Source organism: Enterobacter cloacae complex sp. P16RS2 (assembly GCF_014982155.1).
GTDB classification, from domain to species: Bacteria; Pseudomonadota; Gammaproteobacteria; order Enterobacterales; family Enterobacteriaceae; genus Enterobacter; species Enterobacter cloacae_M.
In genome coordinates, this window is the sequence record NZ_JADCKW010000029.1 from 45,237 (window position 1) to 64,616 (window position 19,380).

19 protein-coding genes are annotated in these 19,380 nt (G+C 57.1%); 11 read left to right on the plus strand and 8 right to left on the minus strand.

Annotated elements, in window-relative coordinates:
* Positions 1 to 104 precede the first annotated feature (104 nt).
* Complete coding sequence (gene pepT, locus INF68_RS18130; protein ID WP_126787327.1) at positions 105 to 1,334, plus strand: peptidase T; 1,230 nt, start codon at positions 105 to 107, stop codon at positions 1,332 to 1,334.
* Here pepT and tehB read toward each other — a convergent pair.
* On the minus strand, positions 1,331 to 1,924 hold the full coding sequence (tehB, locus tag INF68_RS18135) for a tellurite resistance methyltransferase TehB (protein ID WP_126787326.1): 594 nt from the start codon (positions 1,922 to 1,924) through the stop codon (positions 1,331 to 1,333). The genes pepT and tehB overlap by 4 nt on opposite strands.
* Positions 1,925 to 2,057: 133 nt before the next feature.
* Between tehB and ydcK the strand changes: the two genes are divergently transcribed.
* Positions 2,058 to 3,038 carry a YdcK family protein gene (gene ydcK / locus INF68_RS18140; protein WP_126787325.1) on the plus strand — a complete coding sequence of 327 codons (981 nt, stop codon included), beginning with the start codon at positions 2,058 to 2,060 and terminating at the stop codon, positions 3,036 to 3,038.
* Here ydcK and rimL read toward each other — a convergent pair.
* The 4 genes from rimL to INF68_RS18160 all read right to left on the minus strand — a co-directional run bounded on the left by rimL (position 3,033) and on the right by INF68_RS18160 (position 7,490).
* Positions 3,033 to 3,581, minus strand: a complete 549-nt coding sequence (rimL, locus tag INF68_RS18145; protein ID WP_126787324.1) for a 50S ribosomal protein L7/L12-serine acetyltransferase — start codon at positions 3,579 to 3,581, stop codon at positions 3,033 to 3,035. The two genes, ydcK and rimL, sit on opposite strands and share 6 nt — an antisense overlap.
* A 45-nt stretch (positions 3,582 to 3,626) precedes the next feature.
* Positions 3,627 to 5,282 (minus strand): glucan biosynthesis protein D, encoded by a 1,656-nt coding sequence (locus INF68_RS18150; protein WP_023311684.1) that lies wholly within the window; start codon positions 5,280 to 5,282, stop codon positions 3,627 to 3,629.
* A gap of 242 nt (positions 5,283 to 5,524) precedes the next feature.
* Positions 5,525 to 6,298 (minus strand): transporter substrate-binding domain-containing protein, encoded by a 774-nt coding sequence (locus tag INF68_RS18155; RefSeq protein ID WP_025756391.1) that lies wholly within the window; start codon positions 6,296 to 6,298, stop codon positions 5,525 to 5,527.
* A gap of 22 nt (positions 6,299 to 6,320) precedes the next feature.
* A complete protein-coding gene (locus INF68_RS18160) occupies positions 6,321 to 7,490 on the minus strand; it encodes a pyridoxal phosphate-dependent aminotransferase (RefSeq protein WP_126787323.1) in 1,170 nt (389 codons plus the stop codon).
* Positions 7,491 to 7,604: 114 nt separating this feature from the next.
* On the opposite strand from INF68_RS18160, the gene INF68_RS18165 reads away from it, so the two are divergent.
* The gene (locus INF68_RS18165) at positions 7,605 to 8,447 is read left to right on the plus strand and encodes a LysR family transcriptional regulator (RefSeq protein ID WP_109844199.1); all 843 of its coding nucleotides are present in this window, start codon (positions 7,605 to 7,607) and stop codon (positions 8,445 to 8,447) included.
* Here the strand turns inward: INF68_RS18165 and INF68_RS18170 are convergent.
* Together INF68_RS18170 and INF68_RS18175 are read right to left on the minus strand one after the other, a co-directional pair.
* Entirely contained in the window at positions 8,434 to 9,939 is a 1,506-nt protein-coding gene (locus tag INF68_RS18170; protein ID WP_126787322.1) for a carboxylesterase/lipase family protein, read from the minus strand. The genes INF68_RS18165 and INF68_RS18170 overlap by 14 nt on opposite strands.
* Positions 9,940 to 9,982: 43 nt before the next feature.
* The gene (locus INF68_RS18175; protein WP_193525385.1) at positions 9,983 to 11,326 is read right to left on the minus strand and encodes a VOC family protein; all 1,344 of its coding nucleotides are present in this window, start codon (positions 11,324 to 11,326) and stop codon (positions 9,983 to 9,985) included.
* Positions 11,327 to 11,854: 528 nt separating this feature from the next.
* Here INF68_RS18175 and INF68_RS18180 point away from each other — a divergent pair.
* The 8 genes from INF68_RS18180 (at position 11,855) to INF68_RS18215 (ending at position 18,392) form a co-directional block, all read left to right on the plus strand.
* Entirely contained in the window at positions 11,855 to 12,040 is a 186-nt protein-coding gene (locus INF68_RS18180) for a general stress protein (RefSeq protein ID WP_004150795.1), read from the plus strand.
* Between the two features lie 94 nt (positions 12,041 to 12,134).
* On the plus strand, positions 12,135 to 12,629 hold the full coding sequence (locus tag INF68_RS18185; protein ID WP_109844202.1) for a ferritin-like domain-containing protein: 495 nt from the start codon (positions 12,135 to 12,137) through the stop codon (positions 12,627 to 12,629).
* A gap of 83 nt (positions 12,630 to 12,712) precedes the next feature.
* Positions 12,713 to 12,856 carry a hypothetical protein gene (locus tag INF68_RS18190; RefSeq protein WP_370552478.1) on the plus strand — a complete coding sequence of 48 codons (144 nt, stop codon included), beginning with the start codon at positions 12,713 to 12,715 and terminating at the stop codon, positions 12,854 to 12,856.
* A 25-nt stretch (positions 12,857 to 12,881) separates the two neighbouring features.
* Entirely contained in the window at positions 12,882 to 13,388 is a 507-nt protein-coding gene (locus INF68_RS18195; protein WP_024908416.1) for a ferritin-like domain-containing protein, read from the plus strand.
* Between the two features lie 15 nt (positions 13,389 to 13,403).
* Positions 13,404 to 14,276, plus strand: a complete 873-nt coding sequence (locus INF68_RS18200; RefSeq protein WP_008502274.1) for a manganese catalase family protein — start codon at positions 13,404 to 13,406, stop codon at positions 14,274 to 14,276.
* Between the two features lie 68 nt (positions 14,277 to 14,344).
* The gene (locus tag INF68_RS18205) at positions 14,345 to 15,748 is read left to right on the plus strand and encodes a cytochrome ubiquinol oxidase subunit I (RefSeq protein ID WP_193525386.1); all 1,404 of its coding nucleotides are present in this window, start codon (positions 14,345 to 14,347) and stop codon (positions 15,746 to 15,748) included.
* Positions 15,748 to 16,758, plus strand: coding sequence for a cytochrome d ubiquinol oxidase subunit II (cydB, locus tag INF68_RS18210; RefSeq protein WP_126787320.1), 1,011 nt, complete (start codon positions 15,748 to 15,750; stop codon positions 16,756 to 16,758). The genes INF68_RS18205 and cydB overlap by 1 nt, the downstream gene beginning before the upstream one ends.
* An 8-nt stretch (positions 16,759 to 16,766) precedes the next feature.
* Positions 16,767 to 18,392: an alpha-amylase family protein gene (locus tag INF68_RS18215; protein ID WP_126787319.1), complete on the plus strand. Its 1,626-nt coding sequence runs from the start codon at positions 16,767 to 16,769 to the stop codon at positions 18,390 to 18,392.
* Here INF68_RS18215 and INF68_RS18220 read toward each other — a convergent pair whose 3' ends face one another.
* Entirely contained in the window at positions 18,393 to 19,379 is a 987-nt protein-coding gene (locus INF68_RS18220) for an SDR family oxidoreductase (RefSeq protein ID WP_126787318.1), read from the minus strand.
* Position 19,380: the final 1 nt, after the last annotated feature.

The following is a 19,380-nucleotide window of genomic DNA, read 5'->3' on the forward strand; positions in this document are numbered from 1 at the left end:
TCCTGTCTTTTTAATTCGACGGCTAATTAATTCTTTTGCCATTTCATAAATAACATTAAAGTGATGTGGCAAACACCCGAAAAATAAATAAGGAACAAATCACTATGGGCTCGCCGCTTTCCAGACAATTAACGCACCGTTTTTTCCGCTATCTCGCTATCACCAGCCAGAGCGATCCAAAAGTCAAAACCCTGCCCTCAACGCCGGGCCAGCATGACATGGCGCGGGAGCTGGCGCAGGAGCTGACACAGCTGGGTTTAGACGACATTGTGATTGATGAATTTGCTACGGTAACGGCGGTAAAAAAAGGCAACGTGCCCGGCGCGCCGCGCATCGGCTTTATTACCCATATTGATACCGTGGACGTGGGATTATCACCGGATATTCATCCACAAATATTAACGTTTACCGGTGAAGATCTCTGTCTGAATAAAGAGAAAGACATCTGGCTGCGGGTTAAAGAGCATCCTGAAATTCTGGCTTATCCGAATGAGGAGATTATTTTCAGCGACGGAACCAGCGTATTGGGCGCGGATAATAAATCGGCGGTCACGGTGGTCATGACGGTGCTGGAAAACCTGACGGCGGAACATCAGCACGGGGATATCGTCGTGGCGTTTGTTCCTGACGAAGAGATCGGTCTGAACGGTGCAAAAGCGCTGGACCTTAAGCGCTTTGACGTCGACTTCGCCTGGACCATCGACTGCTGCGAGCTGGGAGAAATTGTCTACGAGAACTTTAATGCGGCAGCCGCTGAAATCCGCTTTACCGGCGTAACGGCGCACCCGATGTCCGCCAAAGGCGTGCTGGTGAATCCCCTGCTGATGGCGACTGACTACATTAACCATTTTGACCGCCAGCAAACGCCGGAGTGCACCGAGGGACGTGAAGGCTATATCTGGTTTAACGGCATTCAGGCCGGGCAAAACGAAGCCATTCTTAAGGCCAATATCCGCGACTTTGACAAGGACAGCTTTGCCGCCCGCAAGCAGCAGATTGCCGACGTTGCCGCGCTGGTTGCCGCCCGGTATCCAACGGCCAGGGTGGACTATCGCATTGAAGATACCTACAGCAATATCAGCAATGCGATTGGTGAGGACCGGCGCGCCATCGATCTGATGTTCGAGGCGATGGAATCGCTCGGCATCACGCCGAAACCGACGCCCATGCGCGGCGGCACCGACGGTGCGGCGCTCTCGGCAAAAGGGCTGCTCACGCCGAACTTCTTCACCGGGGCGCATAACTTCCACTCGAAGTTTGAATTCCTGCCGCTGTCGTCGTTCGAAGCGTCTTACAACACGGCCCTGCAGATCTGCCTGCTGGCCGTCCGTTAAGCGGGCTTGCGCGCCAGCATCGTGGCAAAGCGCAGCTTGATGCGGTTGCCGTTTTCGTCGGTGCGGTGCAGTTCGCCAACGTCTTCGTTGTATTTGAGCAACTCCCAGCCTTCGTAGTAGTTGCTCAGCTCACCGCTTTTGAACGCAAACGGGAAGCCGACGGTGCACGGGTAATCCGCCGTGTCCATCGCGGCAACAATCAGATTGTAGCCGCCGGGTTTGGTGCAGCGCTGCATGTTGGCGATAAGTCCCGGGATGGTTTTTGACTCCAGGAACATCAGCACCACGGTGGAGAGAATAAAATCGTACTCGCCGTCAAAGCTCAGATTGTTGAGATCTTTAATCGCCGTATGGAGGTTGTCGATCCCTTCTTGCGCCTTGATGCGCTCGATATTCTCGATGCTCATCGGGTTCTTATCCCACGCGGTGACATCGTGGCCGTTGGCTGCAAGATAGAGGCTGTTGCGGCCATTGCCGCAGCCCAGATCCAGCGTTTTACCGGGTTTCACAATCTCCGCGCTGTACAGCACCTCTGAATGGGTACGGGTTAAGCCATATTTCTCTGTGAAGTAATTCTCATCGACAGTCATTGTTTTCCTGCGTTCTCATAAAGTGAAAGTGCATCCTGGATGCTATTTTAAGGCGTTTACCGTCTGGTTGCCAGCCGCTCGAAATGCGAAAACTTTGCTACGTTTAGTTGAGACGCTTATCAGAGACCTAAAGATGAAAAAATATCGCCTTAGCGACGAAACACGCCTCTGGCAATGGAAAAATGGCGAAACCAGCCACGCCACTACGCTGCGGCAGATTATCGCCACGGCGGACTTTAACGACGTGACTGTCGGGACGAGAGGTGGCTGGATTAACGATGAGCGCGCCCTCGCGCAGGACGGCCACTGCTGGATCTACGATGAAAACAGCGTGGTGTTCGCCGGAGCGACCGTGTCCGGCAACGCGCGTCTTACCCTGCCGTGCGTCGTGAGCCATGATGCCCGTATCGGTGACAGCTGCTGGCTGGACGGCGCAGAGGTCAGCCACGGGGCGCGAATAAGTGACAACGTCACCATTCAGCAATCCTGCGTGCGGGGCGAGTGTCATATCTACGGCGAAGCGCGCGTGCTGCACCACAGCGTGGTCATTGCTGCCAAAGGGCTTACGCCGGACCATGAACAGATCCTGCAAATCTACGATAAGGCAACGGTGATCCAGTCGAGGATTGTGCACCAGGCGCAAATCTACGGCGAGGCGATGGTTAATTTTGCGTTTGTTGAGCACCGCGCCGAAATATTCGACAACGCCATCCTCGAAGGTAACGACTTAAATAACGTCTGGGTCTGCGACTGCGCAAAGGTCTATGGCAACGCCCGCGTGATTGCCGGTTATGACGACGATGCTATTCCGACAGTGCGCTACAGCTCTCAGATTGCGGAGAATGCCGTGGTGGAAGGAAACTGCGTCATCAAGCACCACGTTCTGATTGGCGGTCAGGCATGGCTGCGCGGCGGGCCGATCATGCTGGACGATAAGGTGGTGATCCAGGGACGCGCGCGGATAAGCGGGGATGTGCTCATCGAGCACCGGGTTGAAATCACCGATGATGCGGTCATCGAAGCCTTTACCGGGGAGAGCATTCACCTGCGCGGCGAAAAAGTGATTAACGGCGACCAGCGCATCACCCGCACCCCGCTGCTGGGGGCGTTATAGGGCGTAGATCTTCCCGTAGATGTTCACATCGTCAAAGCGACCGTTCAGGTATTCCGCTTCCCGCAGGCACCCTTCCAGCGTAAAACCGTTGCGTACGGCAACGCCGTTGCTGTGCTGATTCGCCACCCGACACTTGATCACAAAACGGCGGATCTCCCCGCGTTCAACGTAGTAGCGCATAAACGCCTGCAGGGACCGGGAGAGGATCCCCTGCCCCTGGTGGCCTTCATCCAGCCAGTAGCCGATGTACCCGGTCTTGTTCGTCGGTTCAATCGTGTTGAACGACAGCACGCCGACCAGCGCATCATCCTTGAAGATCAGAAACATTTTGGCGTAGCCGCGCTGGTGCAGCATCTGGTTACTCTGCACGTTGCGGCGGGTATCCTCTTCGCTGCCCACGTGCTGCGCCCAGTCAAAGGCGGTTTGCAGAAAGGTTTTGTTTTTGACGACGAGATTGTGCAGTTCGGCGGCGTAGCGCTCTTCGACGGCGCGAAGCTCGAGAGCGTCAGATACCGGGATAATTTCGTTTTTTGCTGCGGTCATTGCCCCTCACCCTAACCCTCTCCCGAAGGGAGAGGGTATCGATCGTTAACGCATTATCCGGTCGTCAACGTAGTTACGTTTATCCGGCGCCGGTGGGAAATACTGGTACAGCCAGGTTTCGCTGATGGCATCGCCCTGGCAGCGCAGGAACAGGCGCATATCCACCGGCTCCGTCGAATCCGAGGTTGGGTACCAGTCAAACAGGATGCGATAGCCGTCAAACGGCTCAACGTAGAGGATCTCAACCTGCTTCGCTTCACCGCTGGAGAGCGTAATCACCGGCTCAATGCCTTTTGGCGCAGCGGCCTTCAGATCGCCACCGACGAAGTCGATAGCAAAGCGACGGGCCCACACTTTCGGGTAATTTTCCCCCGGTGCCCAGCCTTCCGGGAAGCCGCCCATGCCGGTACGGGTGGCGAAGACGTTGGCCAGCGGAGAGCGCACCGGCGGCATGGCGCTCCAGTACAGACGATATTTAAAGTCCAGCTCGTCGCCCGCTTTCACCGCTTTTTCCGGCTGCCAGAAGCAGACCACGTTATCCAGCGTTTCGCCGGTGGTCGGGATCTCCATCAGGCCAACCGCGCCTTTACCCCAGTCGTTACGCGGTTCAACCCACAGGCTCGGGCGTTTGTTATACCAGCCCATCACGTCCTGATAGTGCGAGAAATCGCGGTCGAGCTGCAGCAGGCCGAACCCTTTCGGGTTTTTGTCCATATACGCGTTAAACTGCAGCTTCTGCGGGTTGTTCAGCGGACGACAGATCCACTCCCCGTTGCCGCGCCACATTGCCAGGCGGTCGGAGTCATGAATTTGCGGGTGAATGGTGTCACACATGCGGCGTTCGTTATTGCCGCAGCTGAACATACTGGTCATCGGCGCAATGCCGAGCTGCTTGATGTCCTTCCGCGCGTAGAGGTGGTTTTCCACCTCCATGATCACCTGGCTCTTCTCGCAGTGGATCACGAATTTATAGGCACCGGTGATGCTCGGGCTGTCGAGCAGCGTATAAACGGTAAAAGTCGTGTCGCCTGGCTTGACGGTTTCAAACCAGAAGGAGGTAAAGTCCGGGAACTCTTCCGGCGTGTCGGTAAAGGTGTCTACCGCCAGACCGCGCGCGGAAAGGCCGTACTGGTAGGTGTCATCCACCGCGCGGAAATAGCTCGCGCCCAGGAAGGAGACGATATCGCGACGTGCCAGCTCAGGTGCCTTAAAGGCGCGGAAGCCCGCAAAGCCGAGATCGCTTTGCCCTTCCAGCTGTTTGGTATCCACACCCGTTTCACCGTAGCTGAACAGCTCCGGACGGAAGTGGATCTCGCGCGCCATAGAGGTCGACTGGTCCAGCGAGAACATCCGCACGCGGCGGCGGAACCCCATCCCCATATGGAAGAACTGCACGTCCAGCTGACGCCCTTCAATGTTGTTCCACAGTGACTGTTTTTCATCGTAGCGGATGGCGTTGTACGCCTGCGGCGTCATGGTGGCCAGCGTCTCCGGCAGCGGGCGCGGCGCGCCACCCCACGGGGTTTTTGCCAGGTCATGCGCCATGGATTGCAGTACGGAGAAGTCGAAACGACGGCTCTGGCCGTCAGCAATGTCAGAGTCGGCAGCGTATGCCGCTTTGGAAAACAGGGAAGCAAGGCCAGATGTGCCGCTCAGGGCTGCCACTGCCAGCGAGCCTTTTAGAAAACGTCTGCGATTCATGCCTGGAAAAACGTCCTTATGGTCGTGTGAATGTGTTCCGCGCTCGGCGAAATGACGGCAAGAAAGAACGCACAGCCTAAACAAAAATGGTTAAGAATCCAATTGTTGGCCGGTGATTATATGAACAAAGTGAGAAATATTTTCTGTCGACCAGAACGGCCCGAAAGTGGTGTAAAGAAAGCCTGGAAAATGTGTAGAAAAATGCCCCGGCGCGACATCGTTCGCCGGGGCTAATGAGGCGGTTATTTTACGCTGACATCGATACCCGGGAAGTACTTATCAGCGAGTTTAGCGATCGTGCCGTCGGCACGTACTTTATCGATCGCGGCATCAAGCTGCTTTTTGGTGGCCTCGTCACCCTTACGCAACCCAAAACCGATCCCACTGCCGAGGATAGTGTCGTCAGACACCGGTTTGCCGATGAAGCCAAACCCTTTCCCCTGCGGCTTACTGAGGAAACCTGCCTGCCCGGCCGCGGACATGACCAGCGAGGCGTCGATACGGCCATTCAGCAGATCGCCCCAGGCCATATTCTGATCTTTATAAGACACCACGGTGACACCCTGCTTTTCCCAGTGCTCTTTGGCATAGGTTTCCTGGATGGATCCCTGCAGCACGCCGATGGTTTTGCCCTTCAGCCCTTCTGGCGTTGCCTCAACCGCCGTGCCGGCCTTGCCGACCAGCTGCGACGGAATACGGTAGATCGGCTGGGTAAAATCAATGCTCTTGCGGCGCTGCTCGGTGATGTTCATCGCCGAGTTGATGGCGTCAAATTTCTTCGCCACCAGGCCCGGGATCAGCGCATCAAAGGAGGTTTCAACCCAGCTGCACTTCAGCGCTGCCGCTTTGCAGATGGCATTTCCCAGCTCAACGTCAAACCCTTCCAGTTCGCCCGCCGCATTGCGGCTCTCAAACGGCGGGTATTCCGCTTCCAGACCGTAACGCAGCTCGGTGGCCGCGAAGGAAGAAAAAGTACACAGCAATCCCATGCCGACAACTAACGCGCGTAATTTCATCTACAACTCCTCAGAGCCTATCTTAGCGTGGTTTAACCCGACACAGGGCCTGGGCACCTGCCCGTAACGTCGCCTCATCTTTCGCAAAAGAGAGACGAATCAATTTATTATCCGTACCGTCCGCATAAAACGCCGACAGCGGAATGGTGGCAACGCCGTACTCAACGATCAGCCGTTTCACCAGCTCGCTGTCGCGCTCGTCGCTGAACTGGCTGTAGTCCGCCAGCATGAAGAACGATCCGGCGCTCGGCAGCAGCGTAAACGGCGAATCGGCCAGCAGGCTGTGCAGCAGATCGCGCTTGCGCTGGTAAAACGCCGACAGCGACAGCCAGGTTTGCGGGTCGACCATATGCTCAGCAAACGCGTGCTGCATTGGCGTATCGGCAGAAAACATTAAAAATTGATGGACTTTACAAATCTCGTCCATCAGTACCGCCGGTGCAACACAGTAACCCACGCGCCACCCGGTGACGTGATAGGTTTTTCCGAAAGAGGAAATAATCACGCTGCGCTCCGCCAGCTGCGGGTGCGTGGCCATCCCGTGGTGTGGCTCGCCGTCAAAAACGACGTGTTCGTACACTTCGTCAGACAAAATAATGATGTCGGTATTGCGCGTCAGCGCCGCCAGCTGCTGCAGGTCATTGGCGGAGAAGACCTGGCCGCTCGGGTTGTGCGGCGTATTGATGATGATCATGCGCGTGCGCGGCGTGATCGCGGCGCGAACCTCATCCCAGTTGACGGTAAAATCCGGCACGGTGAGCTTGATGGCAATCGGGGTTGCCCCCTGCAGACGGACAATCGGCGCGTAGCTGTCAAAGGACGGCTCAAAGTAGATCACCTCATCGCCCGGGTGCACCAGCCCGCTAATCGCCGAATAGAGCCCTTCGCTGGCGCTGGCGGTCACCAGCACCTCGCTGGCAGGGTCGTACTGCGTGCCGTATAGCGTGGCAATTTTATCGGCAATACGTTCCTTGAGCGGCTGCAGGCCGGTCATCGATGCGTACTGGTTATGCCCCGCCTCCATTGCGCGGGTGACGCCCGCAATCAGCTTCGGGTCGCAGGAAAAATTCGGTGCGCCCTGAGAAAGGTTAATCGCGTTATGCTGCGCCGAGAGCTGGCCGATAACGGTAAAAATGGTGGTTCCCACATCCGGCAGTTTGGAGCGCGTTTGCACAGGCGTTCGTAAAGTCATCCTCTTTCCCTTCTCATGGACATTGCATAACTATTCAAACAACATCTGTGCTGTCGGGACAATCGAATTGTTGTCATAATAGCCATGAGAAAAATGCATAGCTGAGGTGTTTTTATGTCGCGCCGTTCGCTCCCCCTTAATGCCATCGACGCATTTTTAGTCACCGCGCGTCACCTCAATCTTACCCATGCCGCCGCCGAACTGTGTCTGACGCAGGGGGCAGTGAGCCGCAAGATTGCCTCCCTTGAGGCGTGGTTTGGCTTTCCGCTTTTTGAACGCCACGCGCGCGGGCTGCGCCTCTCACCGCAGGGCAGCGCCCTGCTTCCGGAGCTGCAGTCCGCTTTCGAGCAGCTGCTGTCCGTGGCCGACCAGGCCCGCAGCCAGCACAGGGTGATCCGGCTGAAGGCCCCCACCTGCGCCATGCGCTGGCTGGTGCCGCGCCTGCTGGAGGTGGAGCGGGAGCATCCTGATCTGCAGATCGCGCTGACCACCACCACCGATCACAACGTCAATTTCAAAACCGAATCTTACGATGCGGCCATCGTGTTCGGCACGCACATGAGCGCAGGCGATCTGCTGTTCGAAGAGGCGCTCACCCCGGTGATAAGCCCGGTGCGGGCGGGGGCAACGCTGGGATCGCTGACGTTCCTTCACCCCACAAGGGATAAGACGGACTGGTCGCTGTGGCTGACGAAACAGGAAGGCCCGGGCTTTGCCATGCACAAAAATCAACACTTCGACACGATGGATCTCGCCATTACGGCCGCCATTCAGGGGCTGGGCGTCGCCATCGCCGACGAAACGCTGGTGGCAGAAGATATTCACGCTGGAAGGCTGGTACGGCCCTATGAGACAAGCATTAAAACTGGCGCAAGCTACCGGCTGGTGCTGCGCGAAACGCCAGGCGAGGAAAATGGTCTCGCGGCGTTTCGCGCCTGTTTGCTTAATCGAGGCTGACGTGGTGCTTCATTACCCGCTTGAAGAGGCTCATACGGGCGCGCATAAAGCGGTTTTCAAGCCTGAACGCTGCATGTTTATTCACACCAATGCGTAACAGAACGTCCCGACCTTTGCGGCACGCGGGCCAGTGCGTCGGCCCGGGCAAGCTGTCGCGAGGACCCGCGTCACGCGCAAAGCTCACCCAGTAATCCGCCACGTGGGCAGCAAACTGCAGATCTCGCTCATTGACGTACTGACGTGAAGGCTCCACCTGACCGAGCGTATCGAAGACGTAGGGAACTTCGTTGCCGTGCCAGGCACCGTTGATGTACGTGGCATGTTCCGCCTCTGCGACATAGTCAAACCAGTAGCGCCAGCACAATCCGCCGACGCGCTGCTGGGCCTGCATCACCACGTAGCCCATGGTGGTAAACGCCATGTCGCGGCACACCTGCCTGCCCAGCTCTTCATCGCCTTTCACGCCCGGATAGAGCAGTTTAATCAGCCCGAGCCCGAAGCGGCGTTCGCGCCGAAGCTTCTGAATTTGTCCGGCGAGATCGATGCCAAACACCGCCATCACGCTGGCCTCATCGCTGTTGGAGCCAATCATTACCGGCACCGGATGCTGACGGGCGGCGAAAAAGACGTCCAGCATGGCTTCCGGCAGAACACAATCTCCAGCGATAGGCGCCGGGGCGACGTTCAGCGGCGCGGTCAGCGGCCAGAACGCCTCGGGCGGAATGGCGCGCAGCTGCCCGGCGGTCGCATTTTCCAGGCCGAAATGGGCGGCCAGCGCTTCCCCTTTTTGCAGGGCCTGCTCGCGCGGCGTGTCAGGCAAGGTGTATCCGCTTTGTACAATCGCCTTATGGAACAATCCAGCTGCCAGCGGAGAGGCCAGCAGCGAGAGCACGCTGCGCGCGCCAGCGGATTCGCCAAACAGGGTCACATTAGCGGGATCGCCGCCAAACCCGGCGATGTTATCCCGCACCCATTCGAGCGCGGCGATCTGATCCAGCAGGGCAAAATTATGCACCACGCGCCCTTCCTCGCCTTCCAGCGCGGGATGGGCGAAAAAGCCGAGATGGCCGAGACGGTAGTTAATCGTGACCACAACCACGCCGCGCGCGGCCAGCGCTTTGCCGTTATAAGGCGGCAGGCCTCCGGCACCAATCGTAAACCCGCCTCCGTGCAGCCAGACCATAACCGGCAGCGGCTCGGCCCGCTCTGCAGGAGACCAGACGTTAAGGTAGAGGCAATCTTCGGAAAACTGGCCCGGATCGCCGCCGCCTAGCTCCTGGCAGTACTCGCTGCTTTGCCAGCTTGAGGGCGAGAAGGCCGTGGCCTCGCGCAGGCCATCCCAGCGTTCAGGCGGCCGGGGCGAGCGCCAGCGCCACTCCCCCACGGGCGGCGCGGCGTAGGGAATACCGCACCAGACGTGAACGTTTTCATCGGTTAAACCAGACAGTGCGCCCTGGCGCGTTTCAACCACAGGGGCGGAAGGATTTTGCATAACGACCTTAATTTTTCCATCACACCCCAGCAGAGTAACGATTTCAGAGCAAACCGCAACGCTGTTTGCTGCGCGTTTCAGCCTCCTGGTAGAGCGTAAACTCGTCATACACCGGGCATCCCAGCGCGTCTTCAAACGCATCGCGGCTGGCGTTACCGTGGCTGCGGGCCTGGGTTTCGTTCCCGAGGTTGGACTGGAAAATCCCCGCGGCGCTGACCGGGAGGAAATCTTCGTAGGTGATCGGCTGGGCAACCACCCATCCGCGCTCGATCAGCGGCTGCGGATCGTCTCCGGGACGAAACGCATGCCGATGCGCTTCCCCGGCTGGCGTCAGGCGGTAGCGGAAATAAGCCAGCTCCTGACGGCGCATGAGCATTTCGCTGTCCGGGAAGGCGTTAAAAATCTCCCGCAGATGCAGCTGATGGGTCAGGTTATCTTTACCGGTACCGGCCTGGGCGAGGAGGCTATCGTACAGTTCACGGCCTTTCGGGGTCAGCGCCACGCCGCGCTGTTCAATCTCACCGAAGCGCGCGGTGTGGGTGCCTTTATGTTCACCGGCAAACAGCACCGGCTCTTCCAGCGCCTTGAAGCTGGTTTGACGCAATAAAACGGGCACCTCGCGACGCGGCGGCCCTTCGATCAGAATTTTTGGTTCGATACCGTACTTCGGCATCATTTCCTGCACCCGGTCAATGTCCAGCGTGCGAGGCGTGAGATGGTTAATGTGGCAGCCCGGGAAGCAGACCACGTCGGCAATCAGACGGTGCTCGTTGTGCAGCGCCAGATAGGTTTCCTGATCGACCGTCGCATGGCGGTGCCAGCGGAAGGTTTCTAACGCTTCCTGCACAAACTCATGGGCCTGTGCGTCAGTAAACTCCCCTTCCGACTCGTGCAGGTCGATCAGTTCCAGGCAGCGCCGGGTGAAGATGTTGCGGTGAGACAGGATCTCCGCGGCACGCTCGCGCAGCGCGACGTTTTCAATCAGCTCAAGACGCAGCAGCGAGGTAAAGATACGAAACGGATTCCGGCACAGCGCCGCATCCTCTATCGGACGAAACGCCGTTGAGTGGACGGGCACTCCCGCCTGAGAGAGATCGTAATAGCTGACCGGGAACATACCCATAATGGCAAACATACGGCGCAGGGTTGAAAGTTCCTGTGCCGTGCCGACGCGGATCGCCCCGTGACGCTCCACGTTCAGGCGCGCAAGCTCATCGGCGTTAGCCAGTTGTTCATGTAATAGTGGATTATTTTCCAGAACCGCCAGGTTTACGTCCGCAACCAGTTCAAGCAAGGTGCCGTACTGCGGAACTTCCTGCTGGTACATCGCCGACATAGCCTGCGAAAAGTGTTCCCGAATGTCATCAGCCGTGATGGTGTTCGCCATGATGTCATGCCTCCAGTGAATATTACCTGGAGTGTAGAGAAACCCGTTCCTTCCGGGGGGAAGAATTTCTGAATTGTGATCTTAAGACGACAGTGGTCAAACCGTGTGCTACTGGTCCCTGAAGAGCGCCGAACGGAACCGCCCTTTTAACCTGAACGCTTTTATCCAGGATTTTCCTTATAATTATTTAGAGTTCCGCTTTCTAGCTATAAAGGAGTATTTTTGGGGTCTCTCCTGAATGCCAATTAACCAATTCGAGTAAGCCATTATTTTTATCCTCACCTTTCAAATTTTTAGCTCGAAGTTAGGATTAATCTGAATGGTTGTTTACAAGTCCTTCCTGTCTATCCATATTTCCTTTTTAAGCGAAGCGTAAATTTACAAATATTTAAAAATAACGCAGCCGCAAATAGCAAAACGCATTTGACGGGTGCCGCGCAGCGACTAGAGTTATTACTCGAACGACGAGTGATACGGAATATTTTCGTATCGTACTGACATAACCAATATATGACTATGAGGTTTAATATGGCAGAGCATCGTGGTGGTTCCGGTAATTTCGCTGAAGACCGTGAAAAAGCATCAGAAGCAGGACGTAAAGGTGGCCAGCATAGCGGTGGGAACTTTAAAAACGATCCGCAACGCGCTTCTGAAGCGGGTAAGAAAGGAGGACAGAACAGTCACGGCGGAGGCCGTAAATCTGATAACTCCTGATCTTATTTAATACTCTTTTAATAAAACCAGAGAGCATGCTGCGGGCTGAAAAGCTCGCAGTACCCTTTCTTTATTTTACCGGAGCGTAATTATTATGAATATGAAAAGCGTCGAGGATGTCTTTATTCATCTTCTGTCGGATACCTACAGCGCAGAAAAGCAGCTTACCCGAGCGTTAAGCAAGCTTGCCCGCGCCGCCTCCAGCGAGAAGCTGAGCGCAGCTTTTACTGCACACCTGGAAGAGACGCAGGGTCAGATTGAACGTATTGACCAAATCGTTGAGCAGGAAGACGGTATTAAGATCAAACGCATGAAGTGCGTGGCGATGGAAGGCTTAATTGAAGAAGCCAACGAAGTCATCGAAAGTACGGAAAAAAATGAAGTACGTGATGCCGCACTTATTGCCGCCGCGCAAAAAGTCGAGCATTACGAGATTGCCAGCTACGGTACCCTTGCCACATTAGCAGAACAACTGGGTTATAAAAAAGCCGTTAAGCTTCTTGCCGAAACGCTGGAAGAAGAAAAAGAGACCGACCTTAAACTCACCGACCTGGCCGTAGGAAATATTAACCAAAAAGCGCAGAGATGACGCAATAATACAGGTTAAATAAAATGAGCATCAGTCCCAGGACAATTAAATGGTGCCATTTAGCGGCAGCCATAATATAGTTCATTCTCGCCATCCCCTCCGTAATATGGTGGAAGAATAGCGTGCTATGGGTCATTATCATCAGTATTTACGCCAATATTGTCGGCCATTTATCTGGCTACAGTGCCGCGCGTGCCGATCAGGCTGCTGAAAGTGAGACCAAATAAGCGAACCCCTAATGAGGATACAATGATGAATCACGTAGAACACTACCATGACTGGCTACGCGATGCCCATGCGATGGAAAAGCAAGCCGAATCTATGCTGGAATCCATGGCCAGCCGTATCGATAATTATCCTGATGTTCGCGCCAGAATTGAGCAGCACATTAATGAGACAAAACGGCAAATTACATTGCTGGAAGAAATCCTCGACCGTAATGATATTTCTCGTTCGGTTTTAAAAGATTCGATGAGCAAAATGGCGGCGCTCGGGCAGTCCATTGGCGGCATGTTCCCGTCGGATGAGATCGTAAAGGGCTCGATCAGCGGCTATGTTTTCGAACAGTTTGAAATAGCCTGTTATACCTCCCTGCTCGCGGCGGCTAAGAAAGCAGGCGACGTCGCCTCGGTACCGGCCATCGAGACGATTCTGGCTGAAGAACGCGAAATGGCCGACTGGCTGATCCGCCATATTCCTCAGACCACGGAACAGTTCCTGCTGCGTTCAGACGCATCGGGCGTCGAAGCAAAAAAATAATCAGGGAGAACAAACATGTTCCGACACGTCAAACAGCTGCAATACACGGTTCGCGTTGCCGAACCGAACCCTGGCCTTGCCAACCTTTTACTGGAACAGTTCGGTGGGCCACAGGGCGAACTGGCTGCCGCCTGCCGGTACTTTACGCAAGGATTGAGCGATGACGATCCGGGCCGTAAAGATATGCTGATGGATATCGCCACCGAGGAGCTAAGCCACCTCGAAATCATCGGTACCCTGGTCGGCATGCTTAATAAAGGTGCCAAAGGCGCGCTGGCGGAAGGGGTGGAAAACGAGGCCGAGCTGTATCGCTCCATGACCGAAAACGGCAATGACAGCCACATCACCTCCCTGCTGTACGGTGGCGGCACCCCGCTCACTAACTCGGCGGGCGTGCCCTGGACGGCGGCCTACGTCGATACCATCGGCGAGCCAACGGCGGACCTGCGCTCAAACGTGGCAGCAGAGGCCAGAGCGAAAATCATCTATGAACGGCTGATCAACGTAACCGACGATCCCGGCGTAAAGGATGCTCTGGCTTTCCTGATGACGCGCGAGGCGGCGCATCAGCTCTCCTTTGAGAAGGCGCTGCAGTCCATCCGTAATAATTTCCCACCGGGAAAATTGCCGCCAATCGAGGAATTCACCAACAAGTACTACAATATGTCTGAAGGTGGAGAGGTTCGCGGAAGCTGGAACAGCGATAAACATTTCGATTACGTTGAGTCCCCCCAGCCTGCGGTTGACGGCGGCGATGGCAGCGCAAGCGTCACGCTCACGACCGAACAGGCAACCCTGGTCAAGGCGATGTCTGCCCGCACGAAGTCCGATCCACATTCCGACCCGCTGACCGGTGCCGAGCTGGGTGCCGGTAAGACTAAACCGTAATCGGTTTTGCCGGGCAGCCATAAACTGCCCGGCAATTCTCGTGCCCCATCGTTTCAGAGGTACGGACCATGTTCGAACTCGACGCGTTCCATCTGGCCAGAATTCAGTTCGCTTTTACCGTCTCGTTTCATATCCTTTTTCCTGCTATTACCATCGGCCTCGCCAGCTATCTGGTGGTGCTGGAGGGCATGTGGCTGCGCACCAAAAACGACGTCTGGCGATCGTTGTACCATTTCTGGCTCAAGATATTTGCCGTTAACTTCGGGATGGGTGTCGTTTCCGGGCTGGTCATGGCGTACCAGTTTGGCACCAACTGGAGCGGGTTCTCACAGTTCGCGGGCAGTATTACTGGCCCCCTTCTGACCTATGAGGTGTTAACCGCCTTCTTCCTCGAGGCCGGTTTCCTTGGCGTCATGATGTTCGGCTGGAATAAGGTCGGCCCGGGTCTGCACTTCTTTTCCACCTGCATGGTGGCGCTCGGCACGCTGATGTCGACCTTCTGGATCCTCGCCTCCAACAGCTGGATGCATACGCCGCAGGGCTTCACTATTGAGAACGGACAGGTTATCCCCCAGGACTGGCTGGCGATTGTCTTTAACCCCTCCTTCCCTTACCGCCTGATTCATATGGCTATCGCCGCGTTTCTGAGTAGCGCGCTGTTTGTCGGCGCGTCGGGCGCATGGCACTTGCTGCGCGGTAACGATACTCCCGCCGTCCGCACCATGTTTTCCATGGCGATGTGGATGGCGCTGCTGGTCGCCCCTATCCAGGCGGTCGTGGGCGATATGCACGGCCTGAACACGCTTGAGCATCAGCCGGCCAAAATTGCCGCCATTGAGGGACACTGGGAAAATCCGCCGGGCGAGGCCACCCCGCTGCTGCTGTTTGGTCTGCCGGATATGGACGAAGAGCGCACCAAATACGGCCTGGAGATCCCCGCGCTCGGGAGCCTTATCCTGACTCACAGCCTGGATAAGCAGGTCCCGGCGCTGAAGGATTTCCCGAAAGAAGATCGGCCAAACTCAACCATCGTTTTCTGGTCGTTCCGCGTCATGGTCGGGATGGGGCTGCTGATGATTACCCTCGGGCTTATCAGCGTCTGGCTGCGCTATCGCCATCGGCTATACCACTCTCGCCCGTTCCACTGGTTTGCCCTCTGTATGGGGCCTGCCGGGCTGCTGGCGCTGCTCGCCGGCTGGGTCACCACCGAGGTGGGCCGCCAGCCGTGGGTGGTTTACGGCTATCTGCGCACCATCGACGCGGTATCGCTGCACAGCACCCTGCAGATGAGCATCAGCCTGCTGGCGTTCTTCGTCGTCTACTCGTCGGTGTTTGGGGTGGGCTATGTTTACCTCATCCGGCTGATTAAGAAAGGACCACAGCCTGTCGAGACGCTGACGTCAAACACCTCGGGCACCCCCGCCCGTCCGCTGTCTGCCGCGGAGTCTGTTCCTGAAGAGGAGAGAACCTGATGGGCGTCGATATCTCAGTTATCTGGTTTGCCATCATCGTCTTTGCCACGCTGATGTACATCATCATGGATGGCTTTGATCTGGGCATCGGCCTGCTGTTTAACTTCGTGGGCGATGCGAAGGAGCGCGATGTGATGGTCAACAGCGTGGCGCCGGTCTGGGACGGCAATGAGACCTGGCTGGTGCTCGGCGGCGCGGGGCTGTTCGGCGCGTTTCCGCTGGCCTATGCGGTGATTATTGATGCGCTCACCATCCCCCTCACCGCGATGCTGATCGGCCTCATCTTTCGCGGCGTCGCCTTTGAGTTCCGCTTCAAAGCCACGCCGTCGCACCGCAAATTCTGGGATTACTCCTTTGCCGGCGGCTCTCTGCTCGCGACCTTCAGCCAGGGCTTGGTGGTGGGCGCCGTGATTAACGGCTTCGACGTTGAGGGGCGGCGTTTCGTTGGCTCCGCCCTTGACTGGCTCACCCCCTTCAATCTCTTCTGCGGTATCGGTCTGGTTGTGGCCTACACGCTGCTGGGCACCACCTGGCTCATTATGAAAAGTGAAGGCGCGCTGCAGGCCCGCATGCGCGAGCTGACCCGCCACGTGCTGCTGGCGCTGATGGTCGTCATCGCTGTGGTGAGCATCTGGACACCGCTCGGCTGGCAGTACGTTGCCGACCGCTGGTTTACCCTGCCCAACTTCTTCTGGTTCCTTCCGGTGCCTCTGCTGGTCGGGCTTTTCAGCGTGCTGATCTGGCGCCTGACCCGCAACCCGGCCAGTCACGCGCGCCCCTTCCTGCTGACGCTGGGGCTTATTTTCCTCGGGTTTAGCGGGCTCGGCATCAGCCTCTGGCCGAACATTATTCCGCCGCGCATCACCCTGTGGGAAGCTGCGGCCCCGCCTGCCAGCCAGCTGTTTATGCTGGTAGGCACGTTGCTGATTATTCCGGTGATCCTGGTTTACACCGCCTGGAGCTACTACGTCTTCCGGGGCAAAGTGTCGGATACTGAAGGCTATCACTGAGGAACTCTATGACCGACTGGCATACACGAGCCATTATTTATCAGATTGATACCGCGCTATTTTATGATTTGAACGGCGATGGCTGCGGGGACATCGCCGGGATCGCGGCCAAGCTGCGCTATATTCGCCGCATGGGGGCGACGGTCATCTGGATCACCCCGTTTTACCTCACGCCCTTTCTCGATGAAGGCTACGACGTCAGCGACCACCTCCAGGTGGATCCCCGCTTCGGAAAGCTGGCCGATATCATCGCTTTTATCGAACAGGCCCGCGAGCTGGGCATGCAGGTCATTATCGAGCTGCTGATCCAGCACACGTCGGACGCGCATCCCTGGTTCCAGCAGGCCCGCCGTAACCCGGCGTCACCCTATCGTGATTACTACCTCTGGTCGGATAACGACGAAGACGATACGCCCTCCATGTTTCCCGGCGTGGAGAAGAGCATCTGGACCTGGGACGACGAGGCGGGACAATACTACCGGCACATGTTTTATCGCCACGAGCCGGATCTAAACCTCACCTCGCCCGCGGTGCTTAAAGAGATTGAAAACATCATCCTCTTCTGGCTCAAGCTTGGCGTGTCGGGATTTCGCCTCGATGCCGCATCCCACCTCACCACCCAGGCAGGGAACGGTGATGAAAAAAAGGGTCTGTGGATCCTCGAGCATATGCGGCGTCTTATCGAAGAGCGCAATCCGGACGCGATCCTGCTTGGCGAAGTTGACGTAGACGTTGAGGCCTATAAAGACTACTTCGGCAATAACGACCGCCTGAATCTGGTGCTCAATTTCTGGCTCAACAAGTATTTCTACGTCAGCCTGGCCCGCAAAAGCGCCCGCCCGCTGCGCAATGCGGTGAAGAAGATGATCGTCCCGCCTGACTCCTGCTGTTTTGCCAACTGGCTGCGCAACCACGACGAGCTGGATCTGGAGGGCATCAGCCAGAAAGACAAACAGTTTGTCCTCGACACGTTCGCCCCTGATGAGGAGATGAACGTCTATCAGCGCGGGATCCGCCGCCGCCTGGCCCCGATGCTCAACGGCGATCGGAAGCGGCTGGCGTTCTGCCACGCGGTGCTGTTTTCCCTGCCGGGTGTCCCGGTGATGCGCTACGGCGACGAGATCGGCATGGGGGACGACCTGGAGCTGGAGGAGCGCTACGCCGTCCGCACCCCCATGCAGTGGGCGGGGTCACAGGGGGGCGGTTTCTCTGCAGCCGACCCTGAAAAATTTATCGCGCCGATTATCAATCATGGCCCTTACCGCTATCAGAAAGTCAACGTCGCCGATTCGCTGCTTCACCACAACTCGCTTCTGCACCGGATCATCGATATTGCCAATACCCGCTTGGAGTTCCCCGAAATTGCCGTTGCGCCCTTTCGCCTTATCACAATAGATGATGACGCGGTGCTGGGGCTCTATTACGAGACCGACGAGCGCAGCATCCTGACCTTCGTCAACTTCAGCAACCAGCCGGTGCAGTTCACCGCCAAAGGGATCCGCAACGCCACCTGGACCGCCTGTCTCGAGGACAAGCGCTACGATGACGCGCTGATTTGCGGTAAAACCGTTCAGCTCAGTCTTGGCGGCTACGGCTATCGCTGGTTCTGGACGCACCGTAGCGCGCTGCGCTGATTACGGTTTCCGGCGGGTTATCAGACGCGTCAGCACTATTCCCGCCACCGCGAGGGCGCCCAGCGCAACCTTACCCGGCATGCCGGAGGTGAAGGACGGTGCGCGGGTTTTCGCCTCGTTAGTAAAGCGGCCATGGATTTTATGCAGATCGTTAACCGGCTGGTCGAGATAGTCCCGACGATCCGGCGCGTTGAGATCGTCGGTCATCTGGCCTTCCCACGCCTTTTTCACCATCAGCCGGTCGAGAAAACCGGGGAAGAAAAATTGCCCGACAATTGACTGGATGGTGCTGCTGCCGACCCACAGCTCGCGAACCGGTTTTTGCGCCACCCTGAAGATGGCGCTGGCGGCCACCTCAGGCTCAAAGACAGGCGGCACCGGGCGCATCGCCCAGGCAAACTTGTTCCTCGCCCATTCGAACTGCGGGGTATTGAGCCCGGGCATCTGCACCATCGAAAGCTGAACCCGGCTGTTCTCATGCATCAGCTCGGTACGCACCGCGTCGGTGAACCCGCGGATCGCCGCTTTTGCCCCGCAGTAGGCTGACTGCAGCGGAATGGAACGGTAGGCCAGCGCGGACCCCACCTGGATTATTACGCCCCTGTCGCGCGGAACCATAAGTTCGAGCGCGGCGCGAGTGCCGTTCACGTGGCCGAGGTACGTCACCTCAGTCACGCGGCGAAACTCGTCCGGCGTGAGGGTTCGGAACGGTGCCAGAACGGCCCCCATGGCGTTGTTCACCCAGACATCAATCGCGCCGAGGCGATACTCAATTTCGTTAGCGGCATCCACCACCGCCTGGCTGTCAGCGACGTCCGCCTGCACGGCGTGGGCATTAACGCCAAAGCGCCGTAATTCCTCCTGGGTAGAGTGCAGGCTGGCTTCATCGCGGGCAATGAGCCCCACGTCGTAACCCGCCTTTGCAAAGTGCAGCGCCGTGGCTTTTCCCACGCCCGCCGTCCCGCCGGTAATGACTATGACAGCCATA